The organism is Arthrobacter globiformis (genome assembly GCF_046536215.2).
In the GTDB taxonomy this organism is placed as follows: domain Bacteria; phylum Actinomycetota; class Actinomycetes; order Actinomycetales; family Micrococcaceae; genus Arthrobacter; species Arthrobacter globiformis_E.
This window is the reverse complement of record NZ_CM143421.1, coordinates 4,388,786-4,403,838: the sequence shown is the minus strand read 5'-3', so window position 1 is coordinate 4,403,838 and position 15,053 is coordinate 4,388,786. Positions and strand designations below refer to the sequence as shown.

Here is a 15,053-nt window from a genome sequence, read left to right as displayed (position 1 = left end):
CCAACTAGGTAGCAGTAGAGGGCGTTCCCAGGCGTGGGAAGGCCCTGTGCTGCTACCTAGTTGGGCCAGCTACGCGCGGGAGATCTGGATCATCTCCTCGCGCGGCACCACCTTGATGCGTTCGCGCGCCACACCGCCGTCGGCTTCGGCGGCTTCCGTCCAGGATGCTCCGAGCGCTGCCTCGTGGGCGTTCAGCTTGTTCCAGCCTTCCCACGTGGTGTACTCGACGCCGCGCTCCTCGAGCAGGTCGATGATCGCCTGCGGGTCCGGGTTCTGCGCCGGCGGCAGGGTGAGCCGGTCCTCAAGGAGGAAGCCGATGGTCTCCAGGGCGTCGCCCTTCGTGTGCCCGATCAGGCCGACCGGCCCGCGCTTGATCCAGCCCGTGGTGTAGATGCCGGGGACAGGGTTCCCGTCGGCGTCGAGGACCCTGCCGCCCTCGTTGGGGATGACCCCGCGCTTCGCGTCGTATTCCAGTTCGTCGAGGGCGGAGCCGTGGTAGCCGATGGCGCGGTAGACGGCCTGAACCGGGTAGTCGATGAACTCCCCCGTGCCCTTGACGTTGCCGGTGCCGTCCAGTTGCATGCGCTCGAACTTGATGCCGGCCACCTTGCCGGACCCGCCCTCGTCGTAAATCTCCACCGGGCTGTGCAGGAAGTGCAGGTGCAGGCGGCGCGATGACGGCTGCTCGGCCTCGGCGTGCTCCTCGACCAGCCAGTTGGTCATGGTGTTCACCATGGTCTTGGTCTGGTTGTTGCTGCGGATCGCGTCGTCGGAGGCCTCGTCGAATTCGAAGTCCTCCGGGTACAGGACAATGTCGACGTCGCGTGCATGGCTGAGTTCGCGGAGCTCCAGCGGGGTGAACTTCACCTGCGCCGGGCCGCGGCGGCCGAAGACGTGGACGTCGGTGACCGGCGAGTTCTTCAGGCCCTGGTAGACGTTGTCCGGGATCTCGGTGACCAGGAGCTCGTCGGCGTGCTTGACCAGCATCCGCGCCACGTCGAGGGCCACGTTGCCGTTGCCGATGACCGCGATTTCCTTGGCGTCCAGCGGCCATTCGCGGGAAACGTCCGGGTGCCCGTCGTACCAGGACACGAAGTCGGCGGCGCCAAAGGAGCCTTCGAGGCCGATGCCGGGGATGTCCATGTCGGCATCCTTGATGGCGCCGGTGGAGAAGATGACGGCGTCGTAGAAGGCGCGGAAATCGTGGAGCGTGAGGTCGCGGCCGTAGGTGACGTTCCCCAGGAACCGGATGTCGCCGCGGTCCAGGACCTTGTGCAGGGCGTTGACGATGCCCTTGATGCGCGGATGGTCCGGGGCCACGCCGTAGCGGATCAGGCCGTACGGTGCCGGGTACGCCTCGAAGAGATCGATGCTGACCTCGAAGTCGCCGTCCTTGACCTCGTTGGACTTGGTCAGGATGTCCGCGGCGTAGACGCCTGCGGGTCCTGCGCCGACGATCGCGACGCGGAGCGGGCGCTTAACCGTGGATTCAGCTGTGTTGGACACCGTAAGCCCTTCCGGAACGGGAAACCGCGCCCCACCGGCGCGCAGTTTTCAATTCTAATTGTCCGCCCGGCCGGGCGTTCCACCCGTGACGGCACACGGCGGTCCGTGACGGCCTGCGGCCGCAGCTCCGGCCGGCACCCGTCAGCCGCACCAGTCAGCCGCTCTTGCGGAGGGCCACCACGTCGCCCTCCCGGTACAGCAGTGCCCGCAGCTCAGACTCCGCCGAATCCAGCCGTTTGGGATCGATGGTCTCGCCGGCCGCAAAGTGGTCCAGCAGCCGCGGGTCCACGTAGCTCTTGCGCGCGATCGACGGCGTGTTCCCCAGCACCGCCGCCGCCTCCATCATGGCGACGTTGATGGCACGCTTCCGCTTCGCCTCGGTTTTCTGCGGCCCACTCCGGGCCAGGCTGACGGCGGCCGCGGCGGTGCCGCGCAGCGTGCGGAAGTCCTTGGCGGTGAAGTCGTCGCCCGTGCGTTCCTTGACGTAACCGTTGATGTCGGCGCTGGTAAGCGGCTGCCACGCCCTGCCGTTCTTGTAGGCCAGCAGCCGCGCGTTGCCGCCGCGCCGCTTGAGGGCCCGGGCCAGCGGCGCAAGGTCCGGGTCGTCGATGCGCGACTCCCAGGTTTTTCCGCTCTTGGCCGGGAAACTGAGGTGCAGGCACTCCTTGCGGACGCGGACGTGGGCGCAGAGCAGGGTGGCGAGCCCGTGGCTGCCGTTTTCGTTCGTGTACCGTTCCGAGCCCACCCGCAGGGAACCGCTGTCCAGCATCCTGAAAGCCGCGGCCAAAACGCGCTGGCGGGTGACGCCGTCGGACCTGAGATCCATGGTGACCAGCCGGCGGGCGGTGGGCAGCGACTCGGCGAGCTGGAGCGCGCGGTCGAACTTCACCCGGTCTTTCCGTTCGCGCCACTCCGGATGGTAGATGTACTGCCGCCGGCCCACGGCATCCAGCCCCGTCGCCTGGATGTGCCCGTTCTCGAAGGGCGCTATCCACACATCAGTCCAGGCCGGCGGAATGCCGATGCCCTCCAGCCGGTCCCGGACCGGACCGGGCGGCAGCGTGGAGCCGTCCAAATCCCGGTAGCTGAACCCGGCACCGGCCTTCACCCGCCGGTATCCGCGGCCGGAAGCGTTGCTGTGGCGGAGCCTCATCGGGTCCTCGCCCGGCGGTGAGTCGTACTCATAATGGCAAGCCTACTGACTAATTTGCTTCGGCAGTCAAACAATGACCCGTGGCAGGCGGAATACCGCTCCTTAAGATGGTGTTATGGGTCTTGTGCCTAACCCCGACGGATACGTCTCCTCAACTCTTCCGGCTGCCCCAACCTCCGGCGGCGCGCCGTCCGGTGTGACCGGCCCCGCCGCCGCTGGCGCAACCGGTTCGACCGGCGCACCGGGCGCATCTGGCGCACCCAAGGCGCTGGACAAAGAGACGACGGCGGGAATGCTGTTCGGCATCGGCGCTTACGGCCTCTGGGGGCTGCTTCCGCTGTACTTCTTCGTGCTGCAGCCGGCAAGCGCCGTGGAAATCGTGGCCAACCGGGTGGTGTGGTCCCTGATCTTCTGCGCCCTCCTGATCACGGTGACCAGGGCGTGGCGCGTTCTGGGCGCTGCGCTGCGGAACCGCTCCGTGTTCTGGACACTAGCGGCCGCGGCCGGCCTTATCGCGGTGAACTGGCTGACGTACACCTATGGCGTCACCACGGGACAGGCGGTTGAGACCTCGCTTGGCTATTTCATTAACCCGCTGGTTTCCGTCCTCCTCGGCGTGTTCGTCCTCAAGGAGACGCTCCGGCCGCTGCAGTGGGCCGCCGTCGCCATCGGTTTCATCGCCGTCGGCGTGCTGACCGTGTCCTACGGGAAACTGCCGTGGATCGCGCTGACCCTGGCCGTCAGTTTCGGCCTGTACGGCTTCGTGAAGAAGCGGGTGGGCCCGCGGGCCGACGCCGTTACCAGCCTCACCGTGGAGACCATCGTCCTCACTCCCCTGGCCGCGGCGACCATGATTTTCCTCGCGGTCAGCGGGACGGCCTCGCTGACCACCCACGGTGCCGGGCACTTCTGGCTGCTCCTGGCGTCGGGTGTCATCACGGCCGTGCCGCTCGTGTTCTTCGGCGCTTCTGCCCGCCGGCTGCCCATGACCACCATCGGGCTGCTGCAGTACTTCGCACCGGTGCTGCAGTTCATCGTTGCCCTGGTGGTGTTCGGCGAGGCCATGACCCCGGCCCGGTGGATCGGCTTCGGCGTCGTGTGGCTTGCCCTGCTGGTGCTCACCGCGGACATGCTGGCCGCGACGCGCAAGAGTTCAGCGGCCAGGCGACTCGCCCGCAGGGAAGCGCGGGCGGACACTTAAGCCCCCGCGGCGGGGCCGCAACTGCCCGTTCGCGCTCAGGCGGCGGCCGCTTAGGGGGCCGAGTCCGCGCGGTCGTAGTCGCGCGGCACAACCACCATCGGCACCGGCAGGGCCCGCAGCACCTTGTTGGCGGTGCTGCCGAGGAACATGCGGTTCTTCTCGGCCAGCCGCGAGGATCCCACGATGAGGATCTCGCCGTCGTCCCATTCGAGCCCGTCGATGGCTTCCTCGATGGTGCGGCCGTGGGCCACCGCTACGCCGACTTCGTGACCAGCCGGCACCTTCCCGGACGCCGCCGTCAGGACCGTGTTCGCGTGGATGTGCGCGGCGTTGATCGCCTCCCCGGCGTCACCGGCGGCGTCGAGCTCCACAAGCGACACTAAGCGCAGCGGCACACCTCGCCGCTTCGCTGCCCTGATGGCGGTCTCGATGGCGGCCTCGGCGCCGGCCCGCTGCCCCACGGCCAGGGTCAGACGGGTGACGGGCGCCGTCCGCTGGTAGCCGCGCGGCGCGAGTGCCACCGGAACCGGCGAGGCGTGCAGCAGCGCGTTGGCCACAGACCCCACCGTGTAGCGCTTGAACAGGCCGGCGCTGGCGGCGCCCACCGCGATGAGTCCGGCGTCGTATTCCACCGCCGCATCGATGAGCCCGCCGGCAAAGGAATCGGCCTCCCGCACATGGAATCTCGCGGGCAGCCCCTCCGGAACCAGGGCCAGGCCCTCCCGTTCCGCCGTCAGCACCTCCTGCTCCGAGGCGCTGACCCGGCTGCCCTCCGGGTTCAGGGCCACGTACGGCGTGCCCGGCTTCACCACATAGACCAGATCCAGTTCGGCGCCCTGGGCCAGGGCCAGCGAGGTGGCGAGGGCGACGGCGTCCGCGCCACGCTCGGTGGGTGTGTAGCCGACTACGTATCGCATGCGAAACCCCTCTTTGGGTAGTGCGGGCCGGCGTCCGTTTTCCGGCGGCGCCTACCGGCCTGCGGCGTGAAGTGCAGTGGTGAGGATGACTCTACCGCGGCGCTGCAGCAGGTGGGCAGAACCGCGGCGGGGAGAACGACGGCGGCAACAACGACGGCGGGCCGGGCACCTTTTGGTACCCGGCCCGCCGTCGTCGTACTTCCGTCAACGCGCGAACTGGCAGCAAATGACCTGTCCGGAGCGTTTTGAGGGCATTACCTGCCAGTTCGCGCTAAAAGCGGAGTGGAACTATGCGTTGGCCTTGATGGCCGCGGCGAGCACCTCCAGGCCGTCCAGCAGCAGCTCGTCGCTGATGACCAGAGGCGGCAGCAGGCGGATGACGTTGCCGTAGGTTCCGCAGGTGAGGATGATGACGCCTTCCTTGAGGCAGGCGGCGGCAACGGCCTTGGTGAGCTCCGGGTTGGGTTCCTTCGAACCGGCCTGGACCAGCTCGATGGCCAGCATGGCGCCGCGGCCACGGATGTCGCCGATGACGGAAACTTCAGAGGCCACCTCGCGCAGCTTGCCGAAGGACAGTTCCTCGATGTGCTTGGCGCGGGCGTTGAGGTCGTACTCCTGCATGGAGCCGATGGAGGCCAGCGCGGCGGCGCATGCCACGGGGTTGCCGCCATAGGTGCCGCCGAGGCCGCCTGGGTGGACGGCGTCGAGCAGGTCGGCGCGGCCGGTGATGGCGGACAGCGGCATGCCGCCGGCGATGCCTTTGGCCATGGTAATGATGTCCGGAACGATGCCCTCGTGGTCCACGGCGAACCATTCGCCGGTGCGGCAGAAGCCGGACTGGACCTCATCGGCGATGAAGACGATGCCCTTTTCCTTGGCCCAGGCGGACAGCGCCGGCAGGAAGCCCTCGGCCGGAACAATGAAGCCGCCCTCGCCCTGGATCGGTTCGATGATGATCGCGGCCACCTGGTCGCCGCCGATCTGCTTCTCGATCGCGGTGATGGCGCGCTTGGCGGCCTCGGCACCGGTGATCTCCGGGTTTTCCTCGCGGAACGGGTAGCTCATGGGCATGCGGTAGACCTCGGGCGCGAACGGGCCGAAGTTGGTCTTGTACGGCATGGCCTTGGCGGTCAGCGCCATGGTCAGGTTGGTGCGGCCGTGGTAGGCGTGGTCAAACGCGACGACGGCGTCCCGGCCGGTGGCCAGGCGGGCCACCTTGATGGCGTTTTCCACGGCTTCGGCGCCCGAGTTGAACAGGACGGTGCGCTTCTCGTGGGTGCCCGGGGTGAGCTTGTTCAGCTGCTCGGCGACCGCGACGTAGCCCTCGTACGGGGTGACCATGAAGCAGGTGTGGGTGAAGTGCTCCACGGCCTCCTTCACAGCACCGACGACGGCGGGATCGGACGCGCCGACGCTGGTCACCGCGATGCCCGAGCCGAGGTCGATGAAGGAGTTGCCGTCGACGTCGTGGATGATGCCGCCGTCGGCGTCTGCGACGTAGACCGGAACGCTGGAGGCGACGCCGGCGGCGACCACTGCCTTGCGGCGTTCGGTCAGGGCCACGGACTTCGGGCCCGGGAAGTCGGCCTGGACGCGGCGCTTCTGCTCGAGGCGGTAGGTGATTTCGTTGGCAGTGGTGGTCATGGTGTTTCTTTCTTTGCTGCGGAGGGGGCGCGGGGAACCGACGGGCTGGTCAGGCGTCGAGTGCGGACATGACGTGCTTGATGCGCGTGTAGTCCTCGACGCCGTACATGGAGAGGTCCTTGCCGTAGCCGGACTGCTTGAAGCCGCCGTGAGGCATTTCGGCGGTGAGGAGGATGTGCGTGTTGATCCAGACCGCACCGAAGTCAAGGTCGCGGCTCAGCCGCATGGCCGTGCCGTGGTCGGACGTCCAGACGCTGGACGCCAGGGCGTAGTCGACGTCGTTAGCCAGCTCGACTGCCTCGGCCTCCGTGCTGAACTTCTGCACGGTGATGACGGGGCCGAAGGTTTCCTTCTGCACGATGTCGTCCGTCTGCTTGGCGCCGGTGACGATGGTGGGCTCGAAGAAGTAGCCCTTCTCGCCGGCGCGGTGGCCGCCGGTTTCGATCCGGCAGTGCGCCGGCAGCGAATCGACGACGGCGCTGACGGCCTTGAAGTGGTTGGCGTTGTTCAGCGGGCCGAAGTAGTTGTCCTCGTCGTTCTGGGAACCGGTATGCAGGGTCTTGGTGTGCTCCACCATGGCCGCCACAAGGTCATCATGCACGGAGTCCTCAGCCAGCACGCGGGTGATGGCCGTGCAGTCCTGGCCGGCGTTGAAGAACGCGAACTCGGCGATGGCCGCGGCGCTCTTCTTGATATCGGCGTCCTTGAAGACGATGGCCGGGGCCTTGCCGCCCAGCTCCAGGTGCGCGCGCTTGAGGCCCTTCGCGGCGCCCGAGGCGACGGCGATGCCGGCGCGGACGGACCCGGTGATGGACACCAGGCCCGGGACCTTGTGCTCCACCATCATTGCGCCGGTCTCGCCGGTGCCGAGGATGACGTTCAGGACGCCGGCCGGCAGGATGTCCGCGGCCAGGCGCGCCAGGACCAGGGTGGATTCGGGCGTCGTATCGGACGGCTTCAGGACCACGGTGTTGCCGGCTGCGAGTGCGGGGCCGATCTTCCAGATGGCCATCAGGAACGGGTAGTTCCAGGGGGCGACCTGGGCCACGACGCCGATCGGCTCGCGGCGGACGAAGGAGGTGTGGCCTTCGAAGTACTCCCCGGCGGACTTGCCTTCGAGGATGCGGGCGGCGCCGGCGAAGAAGCGCAGCTGGTCGGCGCCGGCGGCGACTTCCTCGGAGGCGATCAGGGAGCGGACCTGGCCGGTGTTGCGGTGCTGGGCGTCGACGAGTTCGTCGCTGTTGGCCTCGATGGCGTCGGCCAGCTTGAGCAGCATGAGCTGCCGCTGGCCGGGGGTCACGTGCTTCCAGGACTTGAAGGCGTCCTTGGCGGCGGCCATGGCGGCGTCGACGTCGGCCTCGACGGACACGGGCGACTTGGCCACGACGTCGCCGGTCACGGGGTTCACGATGTCGATCAGGCCCGTGCCCGCAGGCGTGACGAACTCTCCGTTGATGAAGTTCTGCAAGGTTTGAACCACGGTGTACAACCTCTTTCGTCCTGAATGGTGTGATGCGGCTGACTCGAGCCTATTCCAGCCACCCACAGCGGGGAATAGCCACCTGCACACCCTTGAACCGGTGCTTTAGTGCGATCGGCCAGCCTCCCGCTACCCTTGATCCATGGCAATTTCCCTCGCGGCGCTGCTGGCCGTGCAGTCTCTGGGACTCAAGAAATCCAGCCTCGCGGAGACCACTTCGCACCAGGACATCCGCTGGGTTGCGGTCACCGAACTGGAGGACCCGCAGCGCTTCCTCAACGGCGGCGAACTGGTGCTGACCACCGGGCTGCGGATGAAAAGTGCGCCCGAACAGCGCCGCTTCGTCCGCCAGGTCCAGCGCGCCGGCGCGGTGGGCATCGGCTTCGGCATAGGCCTCTCGCACGACGCCGTTCCGCCGGCATTGATCGCGGAGGCGAACCGGTGGGGACTGCCGGTGGTCGAAGTGCCGTACGGCACGCCGTTCATCGCCATCAGCAAGCTCGTGGCCGACGCCCAGTCCGCGGACCACTACTCCAAACTGGAGCGCCTGATCGCCGGGCACCAGATCCTGGCCCGCGCGCTGCTGACCGGCGGCGGCCTGGCCGAACTCCTGCGGCACCTGGGCGGCATGCTCCGCACCGAGATCGCGCTCACCCAGTTCACCGCCCAGCTCTACAACAGCGGCAGCGAGCCGCCGTCCGCGGACTCCTGGACCACCTACCCCATCCCCACGGGCCGCCGCGACGCCTGCACCCTCTGGGTGAGGCAGCCGTTCGAGGATTCCGGCATCATCGGCTACGCGCAGAACCTCATCAGCGTGGAGCTCAACAACATGGTCAAGCAGCGCCAGGCCGAGCGGGCGCTGTGCGGGCAGGTGCTCGAGGACGTGATCCACGGGACGCTTGAGCCCAGCGAGGCCCAGCGCCGCCTCGCCGGAACCGGGATCAACAGCACGCGCAAGAACGTGGTGATCCTGGCCGGTTCCGAGGCGCACCACAAGCAGTTGGTCAGCTCCTCACTGCCGCAGGCACTGGAAAACGCGGTGACCGCCGTCGTCGGAAAGGACCTGGTGACGGTGGTGGCCGACGACGGACGCGGCGCCACGGTGATGGCCCGGAGCCTGAGCGACCATCTCGCCGAGGCGGGCATCCACGCGACGATCGGCATCGGCGGTGCGTACACCAAGCCGAACGGCCTGCGCTGGAGCTACTTCGAGGCGCGCGACGCCGCCAGCCACGGGCTGCCGGTGAACGAGCCTGAGCGGCTCAGCCTGACCTCCCTGCTCCTGGCCAGTGAGGACGTGCCGCTGGCGGACATGGCGAACGAGTCACTCGACCCGCTGCGCAGCTTCGACGCCGCCCACGGCGCCGAGCTGATGGCCACGCTGGAGAGCTACCTGAACAACAACGGCTCGGTTGCCGCCGTCGCCGAGGCCCTGACGCTGCACCGCAACACAGTCCGCTACCGGCTGGCGCAGATTACCGAGCTCACCGGCTACGACCCTTCAGTCACCGCCGACCGGGTGCAGCTGTGGCTGGCCCTGGCGGTCGCCAGGCTGGGCGCGCGGCACGCCGGCTGAGCGGGAGCATCACGCCGGTCAAGCGGATTCGGCCGGTCAAGCGGCCCGCCCGGTCAAGCGATTCCGCGGGCATAGCCGTCCAGCCGGCCGGCGAGTTCCACCGGATTGCTCAGGGCCACCAGGTGTCCGCCCGGGATTTCGTCAATTTCCAGGCCCAGCCGGTCCCGGACCACGCGCCGTTGAAAGTCCGGCGGGAAGAACCGGTCATCGCGGCCAATCAGGACCTTGGTGGGAACGTCGGGCCAGCGGTCGATCCCGCAGGGCTGCCCAAAGGGCGTGCCGGATGGGGCGCGCTGCTCGCCGGCGCCTGCGGCGACTACTTCCGGGGGAACGTCGTGCAGGAAGTGCACACGCTCATCAAAACCACCGCTGCGCCCGTTCAGCCTGTCATTGAGTTCCAAAGCCTGCGGCTGGCCGGTGGCCTCCCACCACTCGCCCGGCGTTTCACCGGGAAGCGGGACCATCGGGTTCAGCAGGACAATGAGCTCCGCCGGCACCCGCGCCGCGACAACCGGGACCGTGAAGGCACCCAGGGACTGGCCCACGAGGACCACATGCCGGTGATCACCGGCAGCCGCCACGGCGATATCGGCGTAGTCCTGCAGTCCCAGGCCGGGATCGTCCTCGCGGATATCCACCGCAATGGCCCGGTGCCCCAGCCGTTCCAGTTCCGGAACCAGCCGGTGCCAGTACCAGCCCGCTCCCCCGGCGCCCGGGACAAGAACGAAAGTGCTCACATGCCCTCCTATGCCGCGTGTCAGTGAGGCCCTGAAGGACCCCCGCGCCTACTCGAAACGCACTGCATTCCAGTCGAGGATCCGGGACTCAGCCAAACCCTCAGTGGTGAACGGGTCGCCGGCGATGAAGCGTTCGGCGTCCTCGCGCGAGGTGAAGATGCCCATTGATGAGCCAGCCGGGTCGGGGGCCTGGAACGGGCCGAGCGCGACGAGCCCGCCGCCGCCGGCGCGGAACTCCTCGTAGTAGGCCTTGTGGCGGGGGTATGTCTCCATCACGCGCGAGCGGTCGACGCCCTCGCGCAGGCTGTACAACACGACGAATTCCATGGACGCGATCCTACCGGCCGCCGTCGGAGTCACGGGAGAGGTCCAGCACAACCGTTCCCGCGGCACCGTCCACAGTGACAGGGTCCCCGGTTCGGATCCGTACGGTTGCGTCGGGAACACCGACGACGGCGGGAATCCCGTATTCTCGCGCCACCACCGCACCGTGCGAAATGGGTCCGCCCATTTCCATGACCAGTGCCCCGGCGGTCATGAACAGCGGCGTCCACCCAGGGTCGGTTGAGGGGGCGACGAGGATTTCGCCCGGCTCCAGGTGCGCGCCGGCCGGGTCCAGGATCACCCTGGCTCTGCCAGTGACAGTGCCGGCCGAGGCCGGCGCCCCCGTGAGGGTTCCCAACTGCGGCCGGCCGTCAGCCGAAGTCGCGGCTTGGGCAGCGGCCATGGCCGCTTCGACGTCGGTGCCGTCGGACAGCAGCAGGCGGGGAATGCGCCGGCGCCGCAGCTCACGCTGGTAGCTCCGGCGCCGTGCGGCGACGGGTCCGTGCAGGTCCGCGCCCCGCAATGCGACGCGCGCTTCGGTGAGGTCCAGGAAGAAGACGTCGTCCGGCAAAGCGATCCGGCCGGCGCCGGCGAGTTCCTCGCCCACCTGCTGGAGCTGGCCGCGGAGGACGGCGAAGGCCGTGATCAGCCGAAACTTGGGGTACTCGCGCATGCCTGCGGTTTCCCGTGCACGCCGCAGGCTGTGGGCAACGATCCTGCCGTACAGCCTGCCCCTGGACCGGGTTGCGCGCGCCGCCAGCTCGGCAACCTTGGCGTCCGCGTTGTCTGCCGCCCGCCGGAAGAGCCGGTCCGGTGCGAGCGCCGGGTCTGCCAGTTTCAGGTAGTTGGCCAGGACGTTGATGATGTGGGCGGGATCCTCGCCCCACCGGGGAACGCCGAGGTCAATTTCGGCCACGGCCCGGTGCCCGTAGCTGGCGAGGAAGCCCCTCAGCGCACCCTGGCTGACGGCGGGCAATGTTCCTTCGGCGTAGCGGCCGGCGAGTACCTGCGGGTCTTCCCCGGTCAGTGCGCGGATTGACTCCGGGTCCTCCCGGATTGAGGTGGCGGTCCGCCAGAGCTCCAGGTCCATCTCGGTGGTCACATTGTGCGGCAGGCCGCGCAATACGGCCTGCAGTTCGCCGGGCTGCACCAGCCTGCCGAGCAGCAGCCGGGCCAGGCCCAGCCAGATGTACCCGGCGGCCGCGGGCGGCAGGACGCCCATCACGGCGGGCGTGATCTCTTTGGTGAGGACGCGTTCCACGAAGTCCAGCCGCCGGGTGCCGGAGGCCGGTTCCGGCAGCACCAGCAACCGGTCCATGTCGTGGTCCGCCTCGCTGACCCGCGCCAGCGCGGCGGCGGGATTGACCATCGCCCGCAGGACGTGCCCAAGCAGGCCAAACGGCGGCGAGGCCCGCAGCCCCGCTTTCAGCGACGCCAGCCTGGGCGGTGCCGCGATGAGTGCGAACCGGGGGTCGGCCGCCAGATACGCCAGCACATCCACGGACCTGGCATCGGCCACCTTCATGGCCCGCTGCAGGCTGCGCCGCCCGCCCTTGCTCCGCAGCAGGGACGTGACATCCACAAACATGCGCATCCCGATCTGGGCGGAACGGTAGGCGGCGGGTCCGGCGCCGGCTGACCGGTAGCTGTCGCTCATCAGCGTGAAGGATGCCAGCCCCATCGGTGTCAGCGGCCGGGTCAGCCCCTGCAGCAGGCTGGCGCACAGGTAAGCCCGGGTGCCGCCGTCGTTGTTGTCAGCTTCGGGCAGCGGAAACAGCGTGGTGATCGGGCGTGACTGCATCACCCGGATCCCGCCGTCCGGCCCGATGGCCCACTCCAGGTCCTGCGGCTCCCCGTAGAGCTCCTCCGCCCGGGTCCCGACCTCGGCCAGCGAGCGGACCTGCTCATCCGTCAGGCAGGCCGCACGCAGAGCATCCTCCCCAACGCCGGACTGCCCCACACCATCCTGTCCAGTGCGATCCTGCCGGTGCACCAGCCGGGTCCCGCCGCCCGGCGCGGGCCGGCTTTCGATGAGCTTGTCGCCGAGGCTGCGCTCGAGGATCTCACCGGTGGCGGTGTCGACCCGGAAATGGTCCGGGTTCACAGCCCCGCTGACCAGCGCCTCGCCGAGACCGGGCGCGGCGTCGATCACGGTTTCCTTCCGCCGCCCGGTCAGCGGATTCGCCGTGAACAGCACCCCGGCCACTTCGGCGTCCACCATTTCCTGAACAACGACGGCGATCCCCACCGAGCGCTGGTCAATCCCGTGATCGGTGCGGTAGGCCACGGCCCGGTCCGTCCACAGCGAAGCCCAGCAGCGGCGGACCGCATCCACCAGCGCATCCGGACCGGCGACATTGAGGTATGTGTCCAACTGGCCGGCGAAGCTGGCTTCGGGGAGGTCCTCTGCGGTGGCGGAGGAACGCACAGCCACCGGGGTTTCCCCGCCCAGGTCAGCGTAGGCGGCAAGGATCGCGTCGACAGCGCCCTCGGGCAATGAAGCCGACGCCAGCCTGTTGCGGGACTGCTCCGCCGGTCCGGAAGGATCCACTCCTGCCGCCGCTGCGGCCAGCCGGTAGGCCGCCGTGGTGACGCAGAAGCCGCGCGGGACCGGCAATCCGGCGGCCAGGAGCACACCGAGGTTGGCGGCCTTGCCGCCCACGTCAGGCACCATGTCCGCGTCCACGCGGGCCAGGCTGATGACGGTGTCCTCCGGGCCTGACGGATACGGGCCTGACGGATAGGGGCGTGACGGGTTTGGGCGTGACGGACGCCGGCGTGATGCATGCCGGTCTGTATGATCATCCACCGGCCGGCCCGCTATCCCACTCCGCGGCGGATGGCCTTCCGGGATTTCCGGTGCGCCTTGCGGTACTTGGCTTCGGCCTTGGCAGCTACCTTCTGTTCCCGCTTCAGGAGCGAGCCGTAGGCTGCGTCCACCGGTTCCGGCACGTCGGGGCCGCCGGCGAGCTTCCCCAGGAAAATCCGCGCCATCACACTGTCGTGGTGGTCGCCGAGGATCGTCTGCTGTTTGTGCGCTGCCTTGGCCAGTTTGGCGGCGCGCCGGCCGAACACGGGATCCACCGTCTCGGCGGCATGCCGCAGCCGCTTGGCGTCCTTCCGCACCTGGTGCAGTGCGGTTTCGTGCGCCGTGGCGTCCTTGAGCTCCATGCCGGGCTTTTCACCAACCCCGTCCTTGACCCGCAGGGCAGACTTGTGGGCGCGGCGCAGCCGTTTGGCGGACTTGCCTACCAGCTTGCGGGCGGCTTTGCGCGCGGGTGCCGAGGCGGACGGACGGACGGGCGGGTGGTCGCGGAAGTCTTCGAGGTCGTCGAGGAGGCGGAAGTAGCGGTCGGTCAGAAGCACCTCCTGCGCCTTGCGGTAACCGGCGTCCAGCCTCGCGCCCAGCTCCCGCTCGATCCGCTGTTTCACGTCGTCGGTCCCCTGCCCCGGCGGAAGCTTGTCCGCATGGGTCCGCAACCGGTCCTGCATGACTTCGGCGTCGCGGGGCGTGCCGAGGATCCGGCCCAGCCACTTGAGCTCGTCACGCAGCCGGCCCACGGCGCCCTTGCCGTAGAGCTTCCGGTAGACCGCGAGGGCCGACCGCACGCGGCGCGCGGCCGAGCGCATCGCATGGACCGCGTCCGGTTCCTCCAGCCGCACCCGGGCGTCGGTTGCCAGAATTTCGCTGATCTGTTCGGCCAGGTACGCGCTTACGACGGCGGACACCGGCCATTTCTTGCCCGGTTTCCTGCCGCCGGGCTGCTTTGCCGCGCCGGCAGTTGCGGCTGTGTCTTCAGGTCCAGCCGCGCCGGCGGTTTTTGGCGCCGCCTCCCCCAATGCGCGCCGGAGCTTGGACTCGTGTGCTGACGGCCGGGCACCGGCCGCGGCCAGTACCGCTTCTGCTGCCTTGAACACCTCCGGCTGACCGTGAACCAGCTCGAGTTCCCATTCGCGCCACTGCTGCTTCTGGCCTGCAGGTTTCCCGCCCCCGCCCCCGCCCTGGAGAAGCTCAGCTTCCACGGTGTCGTCAACAAGGTCGGCGAGGTGCACGCCGTCGTCCCCGTAGATCGGGTGCGTGGTGCGCCGGGTGTTCAGGCGGGCCACGGGCTTGGGATCCGATCCGCGCAGGTAGGCGTGCAGATGGGCCAGCAGCTTCGGGGGGACGACGTCGGCCTGCCCCAGCGGGGCGTGAATCTCCCGGCGTGATCCCGGCCCCTCCTCGGACGAGGATGCGGGATCCGGTGGCAGCTTTACATGCCAGCCGGCGTCGGCTCCGCCGCTCCTGCGCCGCAGGGTGATGCGGCGGGAGGCGAGAACCAGGTCCTCCGTGTCGAAATAGACGGCTTCAAGTTCGGCATCGTGCGGTTTACCCACGCTGCCCACACCGGCGATGGCGGCAAGGTCGGGCAGTACCGTTCCGGGGTCGACGTCGTACTTCTTCTCCGTTTCAAGGCCTTCGGCAGTCATGGCTGGGCGGCGTCCTTTCCCATTGCCGGGTTGCTGCGCTCG

11 protein-coding genes are annotated in these 15,053 nt (G+C 68.7%); 2 read left to right on the top strand and 9 right to left on the bottom strand.

Going from position 1 to position 15,053, the window contains the following annotated elements; genetic code table 11:
• Positions 1 to 69: 69 nt before the first annotated feature.
• Positions 70 to 1,506, bottom strand: coding sequence for an FAD-dependent oxidoreductase (locus R5O87_RS19950; RefSeq protein WP_410554906.1), 1,437 nt, complete (start codon positions 1,504 to 1,506; stop codon positions 70 to 72).
• 154 nt (positions 1,507 to 1,660) lie between these two features.
• Positions 1,661 to 2,659, bottom strand: coding sequence for a DNA topoisomerase IB (locus R5O87_RS19945; RefSeq protein ID WP_410554907.1), 999 nt, complete (start codon positions 2,657 to 2,659; stop codon positions 1,661 to 1,663).
• Positions 2,660 to 2,774: 115 nt separating this feature from the next.
• Between R5O87_RS19945 and rarD the strand changes: the two genes are divergently transcribed.
• Positions 2,775 to 3,860 (top strand): EamA family transporter RarD, encoded by a 1,086-nt coding sequence (gene rarD, locus R5O87_RS19940; RefSeq protein WP_410554908.1) that lies wholly within the window; start codon positions 2,775 to 2,777, stop codon positions 3,858 to 3,860.
• Between the two features lie 50 nt (positions 3,861 to 3,910).
• Here rarD and R5O87_RS19935 read toward each other — a convergent pair whose 3' ends face one another.
• The 3 genes from R5O87_RS19935 to R5O87_RS19925 all read right to left on the bottom strand — a co-directional run bounded on the left by R5O87_RS19935 (position 3,911) and on the right by R5O87_RS19925 (position 7,901).
• Positions 3,911 to 4,777 (bottom strand): universal stress protein, encoded by an 867-nt coding sequence (locus R5O87_RS19935; protein ID WP_410554909.1) that lies wholly within the window; start codon positions 4,775 to 4,777, stop codon positions 3,911 to 3,913.
• Between the two features lie 288 nt (positions 4,778 to 5,065).
• Positions 5,066 to 6,421, bottom strand: a complete 1,356-nt coding sequence (gabT, locus tag R5O87_RS19930) for a 4-aminobutyrate--2-oxoglutarate transaminase (protein ID WP_331574554.1) — start codon at positions 6,419 to 6,421, stop codon at positions 5,066 to 5,068.
• A gap of 49 nt (positions 6,422 to 6,470) precedes the next feature.
• Entirely contained in the window at positions 6,471 to 7,901 is a 1,431-nt protein-coding gene (locus R5O87_RS19925; RefSeq protein WP_410554910.1) for an aminobutyraldehyde dehydrogenase, read from the bottom strand.
• 142 nt (positions 7,902 to 8,043) lie between these two features.
• Between R5O87_RS19925 and R5O87_RS19920 the strand changes: the two genes are divergently transcribed.
• Complete coding sequence (locus R5O87_RS19920) at positions 8,044 to 9,480, top strand: PucR family transcriptional regulator (protein ID WP_410554911.1); 1,437 nt, start codon at positions 8,044 to 8,046, stop codon at positions 9,478 to 9,480.
• A gap of 53 nt (positions 9,481 to 9,533) precedes the next feature.
• Here the strand turns inward: R5O87_RS19920 and R5O87_RS19915 are convergent, their stop codons facing one another.
• The 4 genes from R5O87_RS19915 to R5O87_RS19900 are packed head-to-tail and all read right to left on the bottom strand — an operon-like array spanning position 9,534 to position 15,011.
• Positions 9,534 to 10,217: an alpha/beta fold hydrolase gene (locus tag R5O87_RS19915; RefSeq protein WP_410554912.1), complete on the bottom strand. Its 684-nt coding sequence runs from the start codon at positions 10,215 to 10,217 to the stop codon at positions 9,534 to 9,536.
• A gap of 48 nt (positions 10,218 to 10,265) precedes the next feature.
• Complete coding sequence (locus R5O87_RS19910; RefSeq protein WP_462836343.1) at positions 10,266 to 10,532, bottom strand: YciI family protein; 267 nt, start codon at positions 10,530 to 10,532, stop codon at positions 10,266 to 10,268.
• Positions 10,533 to 10,554: 22 nt separating this feature from the next.
• Positions 10,555 to 13,350, bottom strand: coding sequence for a PEP/pyruvate-binding domain-containing protein (locus R5O87_RS19905; RefSeq protein ID WP_410554914.1), 2,796 nt, complete (start codon positions 13,348 to 13,350; stop codon positions 10,555 to 10,557).
• An 11-nt stretch (positions 13,351 to 13,361) separates the two neighbouring features.
• Complete coding sequence (locus R5O87_RS19900; RefSeq protein WP_410554915.1) at positions 13,362 to 15,011, bottom strand: CYTH and CHAD domain-containing protein; 1,650 nt, start codon at positions 15,009 to 15,011, stop codon at positions 13,362 to 13,364.
• Positions 15,012 to 15,053 lie beyond the last annotated feature (42 nt).

Coding starts and splice junctions, on each gene's coding strand:
- R5O87_RS19945 (WP_410554907.1), bottom strand. CDS start 2,659: ATGAGGCTCCGCCACAGCAACGCTTCCGGCCGCGGATACCGGCGGGTG.
- rarD (WP_410554908.1), top strand. CDS start 2,775: ATGGGTCTTGTGCCTAACCCCGACGGATACGTCTCCTCAACTCTTCCG.
- R5O87_RS19935 (WP_410554909.1), bottom strand. CDS start 4,777: ATGCGATACGTAGTCGGCTACACACCCACCGAGCGTGGCGCGGACGCC.
- gabT (WP_331574554.1), bottom strand. CDS start 6,421: ATGACCACCACTGCCAACGAAATCACCTACCGCCTCGAGCAGAAGCGC.
- R5O87_RS19920 (WP_410554911.1), top strand. CDS start 8,044: ATGGCAATTTCCCTCGCGGCGCTGCTGGCCGTGCAGTCTCTGGGACTC.
- R5O87_RS19900 (WP_410554915.1), bottom strand. CDS start 15,011: ATGACTGCCGAAGGCCTTGAAACGGAGAAGAAGTACGACGTCGACCCC.